Source organism: Kitasatospora sp. NPDC057500 (assembly GCF_042802195.1).
Lineage (GTDB): Bacteria > Actinomycetota > Actinomycetes > Streptomycetales > Streptomycetaceae > Kitasatospora.
Map to the genome: position 1 here is coordinate 1 of NZ_JBHVER010000178.1, position 17,493 is coordinate 17,493.

At 75.3% G+C, this 17,493-nt stretch carries 10 protein-coding genes and 2 pseudogenes; 10 read left to right on the forward strand and 2 right to left on the reverse strand.

Annotated elements, in window-relative coordinates:
• From ACFU74_RS28905 to cobA, 9 genes and pseudogenes are all read left to right on the forward strand, one after another.
• Positions 1–272, forward strand: a pseudogene (locus tag ACFU74_RS28905) (sigma-70 family RNA polymerase sigma factor); the annotation flags it as partial.
• 294 nt (positions 273–566) lie between these two features.
• The gene (locus ACFU74_RS28910; RefSeq protein WP_380761933.1) at positions 567–1,067 is read left to right on the forward strand and encodes a GNAT family N-acetyltransferase; all 501 of its coding nucleotides are present in this window, start codon (positions 567–569) and stop codon (positions 1,065–1,067) included.
• Between the two features lie 547 nt (positions 1,068–1,614).
• On the forward strand, positions 1,615–2,655 hold the full coding sequence (locus ACFU74_RS28915; RefSeq protein WP_380761935.1) for a methionine ABC transporter ATP-binding protein: 1,041 nt from the start codon (positions 1,615–1,617) through the stop codon (positions 2,653–2,655).
• Positions 2,652–3,398 (forward strand): methionine ABC transporter permease, encoded by a 747-nt coding sequence (locus tag ACFU74_RS28920; RefSeq protein ID WP_380761937.1) that lies wholly within the window; start codon positions 2,652–2,654, stop codon positions 3,396–3,398. Before ACFU74_RS28915 ends, ACFU74_RS28920 begins: the two co-directional genes overlap by 4 nt.
• Before the next feature lie 57 nt (positions 3,399–3,455).
• A complete protein-coding gene (locus ACFU74_RS28925) occupies positions 3,456–4,286 on the forward strand; it encodes a MetQ/NlpA family ABC transporter substrate-binding protein (RefSeq protein ID WP_380761939.1) in 831 nt (276 codons plus the stop codon).
• A gap of 205 nt (positions 4,287–4,491) precedes the next feature.
• Positions 4,492–5,124 carry a GNAT family N-acetyltransferase gene (locus ACFU74_RS28930; protein ID WP_380761941.1) on the forward strand — a complete coding sequence of 211 codons (633 nt, stop codon included), beginning with the start codon at positions 4,492–4,494 and terminating at the stop codon, positions 5,122–5,124.
• Between the two features lie 193 nt (positions 5,125–5,317).
• Positions 5,318–6,619, forward strand: coding sequence for a precorrin-6y C5,15-methyltransferase (decarboxylating) subunit CbiE (gene cbiE, locus ACFU74_RS28935; RefSeq protein ID WP_380761943.1), 1,302 nt, complete (start codon positions 5,318–5,320; stop codon positions 6,617–6,619).
• 505 nt (positions 6,620–7,124) lie between these two features.
• Positions 7,125–10,805 carry a nicotinate-nucleotide--dimethylbenzimidazole phosphoribosyltransferase gene (gene cobT / locus ACFU74_RS28940; protein WP_380761945.1) on the forward strand — a complete coding sequence of 1,227 codons (3,681 nt, stop codon included), beginning with the start codon at positions 7,125–7,127 and terminating at the stop codon, positions 10,803–10,805.
• Between the two features lie 102 nt (positions 10,806–10,907).
• Positions 10,908–12,158, forward strand: coding sequence for a uroporphyrinogen-III C-methyltransferase (gene cobA / locus ACFU74_RS28945; protein WP_380761947.1), 1,251 nt, complete (start codon positions 10,908–10,910; stop codon positions 12,156–12,158).
• A 154-nt stretch (positions 12,159–12,312) separates the two neighbouring features.
• Here cobA and ACFU74_RS28950 read toward each other — a convergent pair whose 3' ends face one another.
• Positions 12,313–15,084, reverse strand: a complete 2,772-nt coding sequence (locus ACFU74_RS28950; protein ID WP_380761949.1) for a SpoIIE family protein phosphatase — start codon at positions 15,082–15,084, stop codon at positions 12,313–12,315.
• A gap of 98 nt (positions 15,085–15,182) precedes the next feature.
• On the opposite strand from ACFU74_RS28950, the gene ACFU74_RS28955 reads away from it, so the two are divergent.
• On the forward strand, positions 15,183–15,986 hold the full coding sequence (locus ACFU74_RS28955; protein ID WP_380761951.1) for a TrmH family RNA methyltransferase: 804 nt from the start codon (positions 15,183–15,185) through the stop codon (positions 15,984–15,986).
• Positions 15,987–16,498: 512 nt separating this feature from the next.
• On the opposite strand, the pseudogene ACFU74_RS28960 reads toward ACFU74_RS28955, so the two are convergent.
• Positions 16,499–17,493, reverse strand: a pseudogene (locus ACFU74_RS28960) (hypothetical protein); the annotation flags it as partial.

The following is a 17,493-nucleotide window of genomic DNA, read 5'->3' on the forward strand; positions in this document are numbered from 1 at the left end:
GGGTCAAGCACGGTATGCGCACCGACCCCCCGCCCCACCCCTCCGCCGAGGACGAGGCCCTCGCCGGCCTGAGCCGCCGCCTCGTCCACGAGGCCGTCGCCGCCCTGCCCGGCCGCTGCCCGCGGCTGATCGCCGCCCTCGCCGAGGACCCGCCGCCGACCTACCGCGAACTCGCCCACCGCCTCGGCATGCCGCGCGGCTCCATCGGCCCCACCCGCGCCCGCTGCCTCGCCTGCCTGCGCGTCCTGCTGCGCACCGAGCGCCGAGCCTGACCACCCGGCCGCGCCGGGCGTGACCCTCGCCACGTCCGGCGGCCGTGAGGTTGAGAGCAGCTGACACGGGGGTAAGGCGCTGGCGAACGCCGCTCTTGACGGTGACGCGCCCGCCCCGATACTGACCCGTGGGCGCGCCGCCGCCGGCACGGCCCCACAGGGCCGCGCGGGCCGGTACGTTCGTGCGCCACCCCGGTCTGGGCGGATCCCCGGCCGGGACAACACCTCCGGCAGGCAACCCGGTGCGACACCCTCACTCCGCGCGCCGGCACAAGGATGGGGAGGCCCCCGCACATGGGCATGAGCGTCATCATTTCCACCGCCGACACGAACGACGCGGAGCAGATCCTCAAGCTCCAGTACCTCGGCTACCAGAGCGAGGCCGAACTCTACGGGGACTGGGCGATCGAGCCGCTGACCCAGTCCCTGGAGAGCCTGCACGCCGAACTGACCGAGCAGCACGTCCTGGTCGCCCGCCTCGGCGAGGAGATCGTCGGCACCGTCCGCGGCCGGGTCGGCCCCGACGGCGTCGGCCGGATAGGGCGACTGGTCGTCCACCCGCGCATGCAGCGCCACGGCCTCGGCGGCCGTCTGCTGGAGGCCCTCGAACAGCGCCTCGCCGAGGACGGCGCGGTGAGCTCCTACCAGCTCTTCACCGGCCACCGAAGCCTCGGCAACCTGCGCCTCTACACCCGCCGGGGCTACCGGCAGACCGCCGTCGAGCAGGTCACCGGCCGGATCGCCCTGGTGCACCTGGAGAAGCCCGCCGCGGCACCGCTCGCCGCCACCGCCTGACCGCCCCGGTCCGCACCGGTCCGCACCGGCGCCGCCACCATCCGGACCCCCGGTGGCGGCGCCGGGCCGCATCGCCGCAGGCCGCCGCCCCGAGTGTCCGCATTGCGGACAGCCCTGCCGAATAATTGGGCGTACCCCGGCCCATCTGTTTTACTGGCTCCCATGACTGCGACGACGAAATGGACCCCCACCGGCACACTGCCGGCAGGTGAGCGTGCCATGTGCCGTCGAATGTGTCACCGCTGAGGGCCACCGCCCCCGGCACCCGCCTGAGAGTGCCTCCCCTCGCGCCCCGAAGCGAGAAGCCCGGCGCCGCTCCCGTCCGTGCGAGCGCGCCCGTCCTGCCGCACCCCTTCCTCCCGCCTGTCCGCACGCCCGCGGACAACGGTGACTCGTAAGGGCCACGCCGTCGCGCGGCCCGGCCGCCCAGCGGCGACGATCAAGGGGTGGCAGGCCCGGATCCCCCGGACGCGATGCCGTCCACATCGCCGACCGCACCCCGGCGCGGCGGCCGCACGCCGTCCGTCCCCGACCCACGGAAGCAGCTGTGATCACCACCACGGACCTCACCAAGGTCTACCGCTCACGCGGCCGCGAGGTGACCGCCCTCGCGGGCGTCGACCTCCACGTCCGCCCCGGCGAGGTCTACGGAGTCGTCGGCACCAGCGGCGCCGGCAAGTCCACCCTCATCCGCTGCGTCAACATGCTGGAGCGCCCCAGCTCCGGCACCGTCACCGTGGACGGGGTCGAACTCACCGCCCTCGCCGGCGGCGAGAACCGGGCCGGCAAGGAACTGCGCGAGGCCCGCCGCCGGATCGGCATGGTCTTCCAGCACTTCAACCTGCTCGCCTCCCGGACCGTCCAGCAGAACGTCGAACTCCCGCTGGAGATCATCGGGCTGGACCGCACCGAACGCCGCCGCAAGGCCGCCGAACTCCTCGACCTCGTCGGCCTCGCCGACAAGGCCCGCAGCTACCCCGGCCAGCTCTCCGGCGGCCAGAAGCAGCGCGTCGGCATCGCCCGCGCCCTCGCCGGCGACCCCAAGGTGCTGCTCTCCGACGAGGCCACCTCCGCGCTCGACCCCGAGACCACCCGCTCCATCCTCAAGCTGCTGCGCGAGCTCAACCAGCAGCTCGGCCTCACCGTCCTGCTGATCACCCACGAGATGGACGTCATCAAGTCCGTCTGCGACTCCGCCGCCCTGATGCGCGGCGGCCGGGTCGTCGAGTCCGGCGCGCTCACCGACCTGCTCGCCGTGCCCGACTCCGAGCTCGCCCGCGAACTCTTCCCGCTCGGCGAGTTCGGCACCGGCCACCCCGGCGCCACCGTGCTGGAGATCACCTTCCAGGGCGACACCCCCGCCCAGCCCTTCGTCTCCCAGCTCGCCCGCACCTACCAGATCGACATCAACATCCTCGGCGCCGCCGTCGAGACCATCGCCGGCCGCATGGTCGGCCGGATGCGGGTCGAACTGCCCGGCAGCCACCAGGACAACGTGGTGCCCATCGGCTTCCTGCGCGAGCAGGGCCTCCAGGTCGACGTCCTCGACACCACCCTCACCGCGACGACGAAGGGAGCGGACGCGTGACCTGGGACCAGATGCAGGAACTGATGTGGCCCGCCACCTGGGAGACCCTCCAGATGGTCGGCGTCGCCACCGTCGGCACCGTCCTGCTCGGACTGCCGCTCGGCGTGCTGCTGGTGGTCACCGACAAGGGCGGCCTGCTGCAGAACCGGCCCGTCAACAAGGTGCTCGGCGCCGTCGTCAACATCGCCCGCTCGGTGCCGTTCATCATCCTGATGATCGCCCTGATCTCCTTCACCCGCTGGCTGGTCGGCACCTCCATCGGCTGGCAGGCCGCGACCGTGCCGCTCACCATCGGCGCGATCCCCTTCTTCGCCCGCCTCGTCGAGACCTCCGTGCGCGAGGTCGACCGCGGCCTGGTCGAGGCCGTCCAGGCGATGGGCGGCTCCACCTGGACCATCGTGCGCAAGACGCTGATCCCCGAGGCCCTGCCCGGCCTGGTCGCCTCCGTCACCACCACGATCATCACGCTGATCAGCTACTCCGCCATGGCCGGCGCGGTCGGCGGCGGCGGCCTCGGCACCCTCGCCATCAACTACGGCTACTTCCGCTTCGAGACCGCCTTCATGTGGATCATCGTCGCCGAACTGGTGATCATCGTCACCATCGTGCAGCTGCTCGGCGACTGGGCCGTCCGCTCCCTCGCCCACCGCGGCCGCGCCGGCGGCTGGACCCGCCTGCTCGGCCCGCGCGGCCGCGTCCCCGCCGCCCCGGCCGCCCCCGACGACGACCTCGTCGCCCCCTAGACCACCCGGAGTCCGACCCGGACCCGGCTCCCCGTACCACGTGGAAAGGCACTTTTCGTGCGCAACGCCCTGAAGTTCACCAGCGTCCTCGCCACCGCCGGCATCGCCCTCTCCCTCGCCGCCTGCGGCAGCAACGGCGACTCGAAGTCCTCCTCGGACCCGAACGCGCCGCTCACCGTCGTCGCCAGCCCCACCCCGCACGGGCAGATCCTCAAGTACGTCAAGGACAACCTCGCGGACAAGGCCGGCCTCAAGCTCACCATCAAGGAGGTCACCGACTACGTGACCCCCAACACGGCGGTGCAGGACGGCTCGGCAGACGCCAACTACTTCCAGCACGTGCCGTACCTGGAGGACTTCAACAAGAAGCACGGCAGCCAGATCGTCTCCGTCGAGACGGTCCACCTGGAGCCCCTCGGCCTCTACTCCAAGAAGGCCAAGGCCGTCGGCGACCTCAAGGACGGCGCCACCGTCGGCCTGCCCAACGACGCCACCAACGAGGGCCGCGCGCTCAAGCTCCTCGCCGACAACAACCTCATCACCCTCAAGGACGGCGTCGGCACCGCCGCCACCCCCGCCGACGTCACCGGCAACCCGAAGAACCTCAAGTGGAAGGAGCTGGAGGCCGCCCAGCTGCCCCGCTCCATCGACGACCTCGACGCCGCCGTCATCAACGGCAACTACGCCATCGACGCCGGCCTCAAGCCCACCAGCGACTCGCTGATCCTGGAGAAGGCCGAGGGCAACCCCTACGCCAACATCCTCGCGGTCAAGCAGGGCAAGGAGAACGACCCCCGGGTCAAGAAGCTCGCCGAGCTGCTCCACTCGCCCGAGGTCAAGAAGTACATCGACGACACCTTCCAGGGCGCCGTCATCCCGGCGTTCTGATCCGCGCCGACCGCACCGCCGACCCGTCCCGCCGGACACCACCGGGCCCCCGCCGCAACCAGGCGGGGGCCCGGTCGGGCAGTATGCACCAGTGACGGTCCGACAGACCCACATCTGACGTACCGTCGTCCGGTCCGTGCACCGCGTGACAACCCGGCACCGGCGAGGCGTACGGTGTGTCCACGACCCGGCGAGGAGAGACGGCATGGCAGCGAGCTTCCCCGAGACCGCCATCAGCACCGAACGGCTGCTGCTGCGCCCGCTTGCGGAGGACGACGCCCCCGGACTGGCCGCCATGACGGCCGACGAACTCGTCCTGGCCTGGACCGACCTGCCCCACCCCTTCACCGAGGCCCACGCCGTCGAACTGGCCCGCACCCTCGCCCCCGCCCACCGCGCCGCCGGCCACGGCATCGTCCTCGCCGTCACCGAACACCTCACCCAGCGCCTCGTCGGCCTCGTCGAACTCCGCAACACCGACTGGCGGCTGCGCTCCACCGAGATCGCCTTCATCACCGCCGCCTGGGCCCGCGGCGAGGGCTACGCCCCCGAAGCCGTCCTCGGCGTCGCCCAGTGGCTCTTCGAGGACCGCGGCTTCCAGCGCCTCGAACTGCGCACCGCCGCCGGCAACACCGCCGCCCAGCAGGTCGCCCAGAAGATCGGCGGCATCAGCGAGGGCGTGCTGCGCAGCGCCTGGATAGTGCGCGACGAATCCGGCGGGGCCACCGAGGACGGCCGCAGCGACCTCATCCTCTGGAGCCTGCTGCCCGAGGACCTCGAAACCCCCGAGGCCCCCGCCCCCGCCTGGGCCGGCGACCGCTACGTCCTGCGCGACTGAACCGGCGGACCGGCGTCCCGGCGCATGCCCCGGTCGTCTGCCGTCCGCCGTCTGCCTCCGGCCGCCCGCCGCACGCCTCGCCGGGCACGGCTGTGCGAGATGTCCGCGCCGAGGGGATCACACCCGGTAGCCTCTGACGGGCGCCGGTGTGCGGCGTCCGTCGGCGCACGAATGGCGAGGGGGACGGCCGCAGATGGCTGACCGGATCACGGTCATCGGGTGGGACGGCACACCACTCACCGAGGCCGCCGCCGCGGCCCTCGCCGCGGCCACCCTGGTGGCCGGCGCCCCCTACCAGCTCAAAGCCCTCCCGGTACCGGCCGGCGCCGAACGCATCGCCCTCGGCAGCATCCAGCTCGCCGCCCGCCGGATCGCCGAACACCGCGGCGCCGCCGTCGTCATCGCCGAGGGCGACCCCGGCTTCTTCGGCGTCGTCCGCACCCTTCGCCGCCCCGAGTACGGCCTCGAACTCGAAGTCCTGCCCGCCGTCTCCTCCGTCGCCGCCGCCTTCGCCCGGGCCGGCATGCCCTGGGAGGACGCCCAGGTCGTCAGCGCCCACGGCGGCCGGCTGCGCCGCGCCGCCAACATCTGCCGCGCCCACCCCAAGGTCGCCGTCCTCACCGCCGCCGGCGCCGGACCCAGCGAACTCGCCCTCATGCTCCACGGCGTCCACCGCACCTTCGTCGTCTGCGAGGCCCTCGGCACCCCCGACGAGGACGTCACCGTCCTCACCTCCGACCGCGTCGCCGACCACATCTGGCGCGACCCCAGCGTCGTCCTGGTGATCGGCGGCAGCAGCGCCGGCGGCCCCGGTGGCGGACCCCGGAGCGGCGGCGCCGCCGGCGAAGCGGCCGGCTGGCTCGCCGGACGCCCCGTCGGCTACCCCGGCCCCGACCGCGGCTGGGCGCTGCCCACCGACACCTACACCGGCACCGGGCGCGCGCCCGGCGCGTCCGACACGCTCCCGGCGCACGTGCGCGCACTCGTGCTCGCCCGACTCGGCGCCCGCCCCGGCGACCTCGTCTGGTCCGTCGGCGCCGGCAGCGGCGCGCTCGCCGTCGAGGCCGCCCGCTTCGGCGCCGCCGTCGTCGCCGTCGAGGCCGACCGCTCCGCCTGCGCCCGACTCGCCGTCAACGCCCGCCGCTACGGCGTCGAGGTCGAGACCGTCCACGGCCACGGACCCGACGTCCTCGGCGAACTCCCCGAACCCGACGCCGCCGTGGTCGAGACCGGCGGCCCCGACGTCGTGCGCGCCGTGCTCTCCCGCCGCCCTGAACGGATCGTCGCCGTCGCCCGCACCCTCGCCGAGGCCGAGGAGGTCCGGCGCACCATCGCCGACGCCGGCTACCGCGCCGACGGCGCACTGCTCCAGTCCGCGCCGCTGCTCGCGCCCGCGGGCGCCCCCGGCACCCCGCCCGGCGGCGACGCCCACGGACTGCGCCTCGGCGTCGGCGACCCCGGCACCTTCCTGCTCTGGGGTGAGCAGAAAGCGTGAAGGCCCGGTGTCGATTCCGGCCGCAGAACCGGAGGTGACGGGACCGCCGGACCGGACCGGACGGTGATCCAGGTCGCATCCGGACAATGATTCGAGAGGCGGCCCCGCCGGGCCGGTAGTGTGGCGTCCGGGACGGCCGCGGCCTCCGCCGACCCGCCGGATCCGGTCGGTTCGCCGCCATTTCGACACGGTACGGACCGGTACGGCTCGAAGTGTGGGCAATTCGACGGGCCGCCCGCCGGACCTGGAGAATGCCGTAGGGTCCGGTGCGGTCGTGCCGGTTGCCCCGGCTTGTCGTTGTTTCAGATGACGCACCGCCCGTCCCCGGGCGGAACGCGGGCCGGGGTGCCGCGGCGCGCCGGAAGGACTTCGGCCGCAGCGCCTCGGCGCGGCGGCCGTGTGTGGTTGAGGGGCGGGCCGGTGCAGGCCCGACCCGTGCGGATGGGCGCTGCGGTCGGTGATCGCGTCGCCGAGGGCGCGGCAGCGGCCTGGAAGGAGCTTTGACATGACCGATGGCGGCCACGTCCCGAACGAGGGACTGCCGGAGCACCTGCTCGCCGGGCCCGACCCGCTCGGCGGCCCCGAGGGCGCCGCGGCCGTCGCACCCGGGCAGGGCGTCGCGCCGGGCGGCACCGGCCTGCCCGGCACGCTCCCGCCCGGCGTTCCCGTTCAGGGCGCCCCGCTCGGCGCGCCCGGCGGCTACGCCGCGCCCGTCCCCGGCGGCCCCGGCGACGGCTGGGCCGTCGACCCCGGCGCCCAGCGCCCCGCCTTCCACTTCGTCGACCAGCCGGACGGCCTCGACGACGAGGACGACGTCCTGCTGATGCCCGGCCCGCAGGGTTCCTGGGGCGAACCGGCCGCCGATCAGCAGACCCCGCCCGGCACCCCCGTCGAGCCGTCCTGGCCGCCGCTGGACCCGCCCGTGCTCGGAGCCGCCCACGGCGCCGCCCAGGCCCAGGCCGCACAGGCTCCGCAGCACGCCCAGCCCGCGCCCGGCGCCCAGACCGTCCCGGTCCAGGGCCACGGTCCCGAGGCGGTGACGGCCGCTCAGCCGCCGCGCCGCCCGCTGCACGCCGGCCCGCCGATCCCGGACCCGTCGCTGATGACCGGCCAGGTCCCGGTCCGCTCGCTCGCCGACCGCGGCCCCTCCACCGGTAGCACCCCGGCCCACGGCATCCCGATCGTGCCGGCCGCCGTCCAGCCGGAGCCGCAGGCCGCCGCTCCGGCGCCGGCCGCGCAGGGCGTGCCGGTCGCGCAGGGCGTGCCGGTCCAGGCCTCGGTTCCGGCCCCGGTCGTCGCCCAGCCGACCGAGGCCGTCGCCGCCCAGCCGGCCGCCGCGCCCGTCGAGGCCGCTGCGGCCGTCGAGACCGCTGAGGCCCCGGCGCCGGTCGCTCCCGTCGAGAGCGCCGTCGCCGCCGCGCCCGTCGAGCCGGTCGCCGCCGCCCCGGAGGCCGTCGAGGCCGCCGTCGCGGAGCCGGCCGCCGCCGCACCCGCCGAGACCGTCGCTCCGGCCGCCGCCGAGGCCCCGGCACAGGCCGTGACCGAGGCTCCGGAGCAGGCCCCGGCAGAGGCCGTCGTCGGGCAGCCCGCGCAGAACGCCGAGGCCGCCGCCGCCCAGGCCGGCCCGCCGCGCCGCATCTCCGCCTTCCTCGCCGCGCCGACCCCGCACGGTCTGCCGCAGGTCGAGGCCGTCGACCCGGCCGCTCCGGCCGCCGTCGAGACGGAGGCCGAGCAGTCCGCCCCCATAGCGCCCGCCGTCGACCAGCCCGCGCCGGCCGTCGACCAGCCCGCGCCCGCCGCCGAGGCCCCGGCCGAGGCCGTCGCTCCGGCCGCCGAGCCCGCGCCGGCGGAGCAGCCCGTCGCGGAGCAGGCCGCCGAGCCGGTCGAGTCGGCCGAGCCGGCCGAGGCGGTGGCCCAGGCCGCCGAGCAGGCCGTGGTTGTGGAGCAGCCCGCCGCCGAAGAGCCGGTCGTCGAGCAGCAGCCGACCACCGAGGCCGCTGCCGAGACCGCCGTCGGCACCGGCGAGATGCCCTCGGGCCAGCCCGTCGCCGTCCCGGCTGCCGAGGTTGTGGAGGAGGCCGCCGCGCCCGCCGCGGAGCAGCCCGCCACCGAGGCCCCGGGCGCCGAGCAGCAGCCCGTCGCCGAGCCGGCCCGGCCCGAGGCCGACGCCGTGACCGACGCCGCCGTTCCCGCCGAGGCCCCCGCGGAGGCCCCCGCCGAAGCCGTCACGGAACCCGCCGAAGCCGCGGCGCCCACCGAGTCAGCGGAGACCGCGGATCCTGCCGGGACCGCCGGGGACGCCGTCCCCGCCGCCGCCGAACTCGCCGAGGACACCGCAGCCGTCACCGCGCCCACGGAGCCCGCCGCGCCCGCGGAACCTGCCGAGGACGCCGAAGCCGCAGCCGAGCCCGCCGAGCCCGCCGAACCGCGCGGTCCGGCCGCCCCCGGCTTCGACGACGCCGGCCGCGAGGCCGTCCACCAGGTCATCCGCGAGCGTCGCGACATCCGCAACGGCTTCCGCCCCGACCCGATCCCGCACGAGGTGCTGATCCGCGTCCTGGAGGCGGCCCACACCGCCCCCAGCGTCGGCTACTCGCAGCCCTGGGACTTCGTGGTCATCCGCTCCGCGAAGACCCGCCGCAAGATGCACGAACTGGCCGAGCGCCAGCGCGAGGCGTACGCGGACTCGCTGCCCAAGGGCCGCGCGAAGCAGTTCCGGGAAATGAAGATCGAGGCGATCCTGGAGACGCCCGTCAACATCGTGGTCACCGCCGACCGCACCCGTGGCGGCCGCCACACCCTGGGCCGCCACACCCAGCCGCAGATGGCCCCGTACTCGGCCGCCCTGGCCGTCGAGAACCTCTGGCTGGCCGCCCGTGCCGAGGGCCTCGGGGTCGGCTGGGTGAGCTTCTTCGACGAGGAGGAGCTGGTCCGGGAGCTCGGCCTGCCCGAGCACCTGGACGTCGTCGCCTACCTGTGCGTCGGCTTCGTCGACGCCTTCCCGGACGAGCCGGAGCTCCAGCAGCAGGGCTGGGCGAAGAAGCGCCCGCTGTCCTGGGTCGTCCACGAGGAGCAGTACGGCAACCGCGCCCTGCCGGGCGAGGAGCCGAACAACCTGCTCTCCGAGACCCTGCGCGGCATCCGCCCGCTGGACGCCAAGGCGCTCGGCGAGGCCTGGGACCGCCAGAAGCGGATGACCAAGCCGGCCGGTTCGCTCGGCATGCTGGAGATCATCTCCGCCCAGCTGTGCGGCCTGTCCCGCAAGTGCCCGCCGCCGATCCCGGAGCCCGCCTGCGTCGCGGTCTTCGCCGGCGACCACGGCGTGCACGCCCAGGGCGTCACCCCGTGGCCGCAGGAGGTGACCGCCCAGATGGTCGGCAACTTCCTCGCCGGGGGAGCGGTGGTCAACGCCTTCGCCAAGCAGATCGGCACCGAGGTCTGCGTGGTCGACGTCGGCGTGGCCGCCGAGCTGCCGGACGCGATCCAGCAGGGCCGCACCACCGGTCTGCTGCCGCGCAAGGTCAAGCCCGGCACCGACGACATGACGCAGGGCCCGGCGATGACCCGCGAGGAGGCGCTGAAGGCCCTGGAGGTCGGCATCGAGACCGCCCGCGACCTCGTCGCGGCCGGCAACAAGGCGCTGGTCACCGGTGACATGGGGATCGCCAACACCACCGCGTCGGCCGCCCTGATCTCGGTGTTCACCGGCCTCGACCCGGTCGAGGTGACCGGCCGCGGCACCGGCATCGACGACGACACGCACGCCCGCAAGGTCGAGGTCGTCCGGGCCGCCCTGGCCCTGCACCAGCCCGACCCAGGCGACCCGATCGGCGTCCTCGCCGCGGTCGGCGGCCTGGAGCACGCGGCCCTCGCCGGTTTCCTGCTCGGCGCGGCCAGCCTGCGCACCCCGGTCATCCTGGACGGCGTGATCGCCGGTTCGGCCGCGCTCGTCGCCAAGGCGATCGCCCCCGAGGTGCTGGCCGCCTGTATCGCCGGCCACCGCTCGGCCGAGCCCGGCCACCAGGCCGCGCTCGCCAAGCTCGGCCTGCGTCCGCTGATCGACCTCGACCTGCGGCTCGGCGAGGGCACCGGCGCCCTGCTGGCCCTGCCGCTGGTGCAGAGTGCTGCCCGCGCGATGCACGATGTAGCCACCTTCGACTCCGCCGGGGTCACCGAGAAGGCCTGACGCTCGTCCGAACCGCTCCGCGCACCGGCCCGAGGGCGCGCCGGTGCGCGGAGCGGCGCCGCGCCGCACCCCCACACCCTCACCGATCCAGGAGCACCACCGATGACCGCGCCCACCCCTCACCCCAGCACCGAGGGCCGTACCCCGTACCCGGTCGGCCTGCTGCTGGCCGGCCGCCGCGTCGTGGTGGTCGGCGGCGGCCACGTCGCCCAGCGGCGGCTGCCCGCCCTGCTCGCCACCGGTGCCGAGGTGCACCTGATATCTCCGGCCACCACGCCGGCCGTCCAGGCGATGGCCGACGCCGGCGAGCTGACCTGGCACCGGCGGCCCTACCAGGAGGGCGACCTCGCCGAGACCTGGTACGCGCTGGTGGCCACCGACGACCCGGCGGTGAACGCCGCCGTCAGCGCGGAGGCGGAGCGCGGGCGGGTGTTCTGCGCCCGCAGCGACGACGCCTCCGCCGCCACCGCGTGGACGCCCGCCAGCGGCCGCGACGCGGGGGCGACCGTGGCCGTCCTCACCGGTGACCCCCGGCACTCGGCCGCGCTGCGCGACTCGATCGTCGAGGGGCTGCGGGACGGTTCGCTCGCCGCCCGCCAGTACCGCGCGCACGGCGCGGGGGTGGCGCTGGTCGGCGGCGGGCCGGGCGACCCGGACCTCATCACGGTGCGCGGCCGGCGGCTGCTCGCGGACGCGGACGTGGTGGTGGCCGACCGGCTGGCGCCGCGCGAGCTGCTGGCGGAGCTGCCGGAGCACGTCGAGGTGATCGACGCGTCGAAGATCCCGTACGGGCGCTTCATGGCGCAGGAGGCGATCAACCGGACGCTGGTCGAGCACGCCAGGGCCGGCAAGTTCGTGGTGCGGCTGAAGGGCGGCGACCCGTACGTGTTCGGGCGCGGCGGCGAGGAGCTGCTGGCCTGCGCCGAGGCGGGGCTGCCGGTGACGGTGGTGCCGGGCATCTCCAGTTCGATCAGCGTGCCGGCGGCGGTCGGCGTGCCGGTCACCCACCGGGGGATGACCCACGAGTTCACGGTGGTCTCGGGACACGTCGGGCCGGACGACGAGCGGTCGCTCACCAACTGGGGGGCGCTCGCCCGGATGACGGGCACCCTGGTGCTGCTGATGGCCGTCGACAAGATCGGCGCGATCGCGGCCCGGCTGATCGAGGAGGGGCGCGCCGCCGACACCCCGGTGGCCGTCGTCCAGGAGGGCACCACCGCCGCCCAGCGCCGCGTCGACGCCACCCTGGCCACCGTCGCCGCCACCGTCGAGGCCGAGGGCGTCAAGCCCCCGGCGGTCATCGTCATCGGCGACGTCGTCAACGTCCTCGCCCCCGCCACCCCCAAGGCCTGACCCTCCCGGTTGCGTTACTCCCCATCGGCACTTTGCAAACATTTCTGTTTGCAAAGTGCCGATGCCGTTTTCCCAGCTCAGCGCCGCACAAGCCGCGTTCCCCCCGTACTTTGCAAAGTATCTACTTTGCAAAGTACGGGCAGGCCCACCCCGCCTACTCCAGCGGCTGCTCCGTCCAGATCACCTTCCCGGTGGCCGTGTACCGCGTCCCCCACCGGTCCGCGAACTGGGCGACCAGGAACAGCCCGCGCCCGCCCTCGTCCGTGGTGGCCGCGTACCGCAGGTGCGGCGACGTGCTGCTGCCGTCCGACACTTCGCAGATCAGCGCCCGGTCAAGCAGCAGCCGCACCTTGATCGGCCCCGTGCCGTACCGGATCGCGTTGGTCACCAGCTCGCTCAGGATCAGCTCGGTGACGAACGCCGCGTCCGCCAGCCCCCACCGCTCCAGCCGCTCCGCCACCGCCGCCCGCACCCGCGCCACGGCCGCCGGATCCGTCGGCACCTCCCACTCCGCCACCTGCTCCGCCGGCAGCCCCCTGGTCCGCGCCACCAGCAGCGCGATGTCGTCCTGCGGCCGCGCCGGCAGCATCGCCCCCAGCACGTCCGCGCACGTCTGCTCCGGCGTCCGCGCCGGCCCCGCCAACGCCGCCCGCAACAGCTCCAGCCCCTCGTCGATGTCCCGCTCGCGGTCCTCCACCAGCCCGTCCGTGTAGAGCACCAGCCGGCTGCCCTCCGCCACCTCCAGCTCCACCGTCTCGAACGGCAGCACCGCCAGCCCCAGCGGCGGCCCCGTCGGCAGCTCCGGGAACACCACCGACCCGTCCGGGCGCACCAGCGCCGGCGGCGGATGCCCCGCACTCGCCACCGTGCACCGCCGCGCCACCGGGTCGTAGATCAGGTACAGACAGGTCGCCCCCGTCACCGCCGCCGAACCCCCGGTCGCCGACTCCTCCAGGTCGATCCGGTTCACCAGCTCGTCCAGGTGCCCCAGCAGCTCGTCCGGCGGCAGGTCCAGCGTCGAGAAGTTGTGGATCGCCGTCCGCAGCCGCCCCATCGTCGCCGCCGCGTGCAGTCCGTGCCCCACCACGTCCCCCACCACCAGCGCCACCCGGGCCCCCGGCAGCGGGATCAGGTCGAACCAGTCCCCGCCCACCCCCGCCTGCGCCGGCAGGTACCGGTGCGCCACCTCCAGCGCGTTCTGCTCCGGCAGGCTGCGCGGAAGCAGACTGTGCTGCAGCGTCACCGCCATCGCGTGCTCCCGGGTGTACCGGCGCGCGTTGTCGACGCACACCGCGGCGTGCGCGACCAGCTCCTCTGCCAGCGCCAGGTCCTCCTCCTCGAACGGATCCTCCCGCTCCGAACGCCAGAACCGGGCGATCCCCAGCAGCACCCCGCGGGCCTTCAGCGGCACCCGCACCAGCGAGTGCACCCCGTACGCCAGCACCCGCGCCGCCGCCTCCGGGTCCTGCTCCCGCCACTCCGTGGCCTCCGCCAGCCGCGGCTCCACCCCCGGCAGCCCGCTGTTCAACGCCCCCGCCAGCGGTGTCGACGGCGCCACCTCCAGCACCGTGCCCACCGGGTAGAACGGCGCGTCGTCCCGCACCGAAGCCAGCGCCGCCCGCCGCATCCGCAGCAGTGCCGGACCGGACGGCGGCTCGTCGCCCTCCAGCACCTGGTCGGCCAGGTCCACCGTGACGATGTCGGCGAACCGGCCCACCGTCACCTGCGCCAGCTCCTCCGCCGTCCGCGTCACGTCCAGCGTGCTGCCCACCGTCACCCCGGCGTCGTACAGCAGCCGCAACCGCCGCTGCGCCACCTCGGCCCGCCCGGACAGCGCCAGCAGCTCCGTCGAGTCCCGCAGCGTCGCCACCGACCCCGGCGGCCCGCCGTCCCGGTCCGTCGGCCGTACGTTCACCGCCAGCAGCCGCTCGCCGGCCAGCACCACCTCGTCGGTGACCGGCCGCCCGTCCGCCAGGATCTCCAGCGGCGCCGGCTCCAGGCCCAGCTCGATCAGCGGACGGCCCTCGGCGTCCGGCGGCAGGTCCAGCAGTCGGCGCGCCTCGTCGTTGCAGAGCAGCAGCCGGCCGTCCTCGCCGATGATCAGCACGCCCTCGCGCACGGCGTGCAGCACCGCCGCGTGGTGCTCGTACATGCGGGTCATCTCGGTCGGTCCGAGCCCCCGGGTCTGCCGCTTCAGCCGCCGGCTGATCAGTGCCGTCCCGCCGGTCGCCAGCGCGAGCCCGACGGCCGCCGCGCCCAGCACCACCGGCAGCTGCCGCTCGCTGGCACTGCTCACATTGGCGATCGTGATGCCCGCCGACACCGCCCCGACCACCTGCCCGTCCGGCGCCTGCACCGGCACGACGGCCTGCACCAGCGACCCGATCGTGCCCGTGACCTGCTCGGTCACCACCTGCCCGTTCAGGGCGGGCTGGTAGGTGCCGATGAACTTGTGGCCGATCCGGTCGGGGTTGGGGTGGGTGAGCCGGATGCCGTTCGTGTCGAGGACGACGATGAAGTCCACGCCCGCGTTGATCCGCGCCGACTGCGCCGCGGGCTGGAGGAGCGCGGTCGGGTCGGGCGAGCGCAGCGCCGCGACGATGCCGGGCGAGTTGGCGAAGGTCTGCGCGACCGCCACCGAGCGGTTGGTGGCCTCCTGCCGGGCGTCGTTGCGGGACTGCACCACCAGCGCGACCACGGCCGCCACCACCAGCAGCAGCACCACCACGACGTGCAGCGCGAAGACCTGTCCGGCCACCGACCGGACCCGGGCCGGTGCGGGTCGGGCCGTTCGAGATCGCTGGTGCCGACCGTGTGGGCGCCCACCGGACGAGCCGGCGACGGTACCGGTGGATCGGGAGGCGGAGGTGGAACCGGCCGCACCAGGGTCCGACGGAGCCCAAGATCGGCCCGGAAATCGGGCCATACGTCATATTTGCACTCCACGCGGCGGCGGGCCAAGGCCGACCACTCCGCCCATTGGGCCGGTTGGCCTTCCCCGGCCCGACTTGGCAGGATCGCAGGATGTCCGAACCCAGCACCATCACCGATCCCGCCGACCCGCGCCTCGCCGACTACACCGGCCTGACCGACGTCGAACTCCGCCGCCGCCGCGAGCCCGCCGAGGGCCTGTTCATCGCCGAGGGTGAGAAGGTCGTCCGCCGCGCCCTGGCGGCCGGGTACCGGATGCGGTCGATGCTGCTGACCCCCAAGTGGCTGGACGTGATGGCCGACGTCATCGCGGAGGTGGACGCCCCCGTCCACGTCGTCGAGCCCGCCCTGGCCGAGGCCGTCACCGGCTACCACGTCCACCGCGGCGCCCTCGCCTCGATGGAGCGCCGGCCGCTGCCGGACGCCGCCGAGGTGCTGGCCGGGGCCCGCCGGGTGGCCGTCCTGGAGGGGCTGGTCGACCACACCAACCTGGGCGCGATCTTCCGCAGCGCCGCCGCCCTCGGGATGGACGCCGTCCTGCTCTCGCCCGACTGCGCGGACCCGCTGTACCGGCGCGCGGTGAAGGTGTCGATGGGCGCCGTCTTCGCCGTCCCGTACGCCCGGCTGGACCCCTGGCCGGCCGCCCTGGACACGGTGCGCGCCGCCGGCTTCAGCCTGCTCGCCCTCACCCCGGCCGAGACCGCCGTCGACCTGGCCTCCCTCGCCCCCCACCGCCTCCCCAAGGCAGCCCTGATGCTCGGCGCCGAGGGCGACGGCCTCACCCCCCACGCCCTCGCCGCCGCCGACCACGCCGTTCGCATCCCCATGTCCCACGGCGTCGACTCCCTCAACGTCGGCGCCGCCGCAGCCGTAGCCTTCTACGCCGTCACCACCTGAGAGACCGCCCCCGCCGGCTCCTCACACCAGCAGCTGCGGAGTGGAAAGTCGGCCCCGCCGACTTCCTGCTCCGGCCCACCCTCCTGCCGCGTCTCGGCCGCGCCACGACTGCTGGCGGCCCGTCGTGCGTCCGGATGGAAAGTCGGATCGGCCGACTTCCTACACCGCCCGGCCCGCTGTGGCGTGCTTCCGATGGCGCAGCGTGCGGCGGGTGGCAAGTCGGATCGGCCGACTTCCTGCGCTGGTCGGCTCGCCGTGGCGTGTTCCCCGAGGGGTGGGGCACCGTCGGGGCGTGGGGAGTCGCACGGGCTGGCTTCCCCGGTGGGCCTGCATTGTGGTGGCTTCGCCCCTGGCCGCTTCCCGAGCGCAGCGTGTGGCGGGGTGGTAGGTCGGCCGGTCCGACTTCCTGCGCTGGTCGGCCCGCCGTGGCGTGCCTCCGGCGGCGTAGCGCATGCCGCCGGGCGTGGGTGGGAAGTCGGATCGGCCGACATCCTGCTCCCACCCGCCCCGGGTCAGCCGGTTGGGGCGGTGGGGGGTGCGGGGGCAGCGGCGGGGGGTGCGGTGGTGGCCGGGGGAGTCATGGTGGGGGAGCCGGGCCAGGACTCCTCGAAGGTGCCGTCCGCGCGCAGGGTGTAGCGGGTGGAGGTGGCGGTGCCGGTCTGGGTGGCCCGCTCCTCCCGCACCAGCGCGCCGTTCTCCAGCCGCCAGGCCGCCGCTGTCGCCTGCGGGTCGGCCGCCGAGGAGCGGGAGGTCAGGGCGACCGGGGCGTCCCCGTTGAAGGCGAACAGCTGCACCAGGTCGACCGGCACCGAGCCCTCCGAGCGACGCAGTACGACCAGCGCCGCGGGCGCGCCCTTGTACCGTGCCGGGAGCACCGCGCTGAGTACGACCTGCGGTCCCGCGCCCGCGGCCGAGCGGCCGTCCCGCAGGGTGATCGCCTGACCGCCCGCCGGGTCGGCGTAGGAGCGGTTCGGCCAGTCGACCGCCGGCCCCGCGCCCTGGGCGGGCAGCAGCGCGCCCTCCGCGCCGCCGCCGACGGGGGCGCCGTGCGCCGCGGCGGCCAGCGGGTTGGTCGACGGCGCGAGCCCGTCCGCCGAGAGCCCCGCCCCGCCCGGCGCCTCCGGAGCCGGGGCGGAAGCCGGCCCGGACCCGGACCCGGTCGCAGTCCCCGCCGCCCCCGCAGCCCCCGGCGAAGCCGACGCGGCCGCGGAGGTCGCGGGGGCCCGCAGCCCCTGCTTGTCCCGGTTCTCGCACCCCTGTGCCGCCGCGATCGCCAGCGCCACGCCCACCGTCACCGTCACGAACACCACCAGCCGCTGCCGCAGCAGCCGCTGCCGCGCCGTCCCGGGGCGTCCGCCGGGCACGGGCGTGTGCTGCCGGTCGCCCGCCCGGCCGCGCGGCCCGCCCGGCCGCGGCGCGCGCTCGCGCGCGGGCGGCGGGGTCTGCTGGCGCTCGCGCATCGGCCGGGTGGCCTGGGCGGCCTCGGGCCGGGGGAGCGGTGCGGTGG

Coding starts and splice junctions, on each gene's coding strand:
- ACFU74_RS28910 (WP_380761933.1), top strand. CDS start 567: ATGGGCATGAGCGTCATCATTTCCACCGCCGACACGAACGACGCGGAG.
- ACFU74_RS28930 (WP_380761941.1), top strand. CDS start 4,492: ATGGCAGCGAGCTTCCCCGAGACCGCCATCAGCACCGAACGGCTGCTG.
- cbiE (WP_380761943.1), top strand. CDS start 5,318: ATGGCTGACCGGATCACGGTCATCGGGTGGGACGGCACACCACTCACC.
- cobT (WP_380761945.1), top strand. CDS start 7,125: ATGACCGATGGCGGCCACGTCCCGAACGAGGGACTGCCGGAGCACCTG.
- cobA (WP_380761947.1), top strand. CDS start 10,908: ATGACCGCGCCCACCCCTCACCCCAGCACCGAGGGCCGTACCCCGTAC.
- ACFU74_RS28950 (WP_380761949.1), bottom strand. CDS start 15,084: ATGGCCCGATTTCCGGGCCGATCTTGGGCTCCGTCGGACCCTGGTGCG.
- ACFU74_RS28955 (WP_380761951.1), top strand. CDS start 15,183: ATGTCCGAACCCAGCACCATCACCGATCCCGCCGACCCGCGCCTCGCC.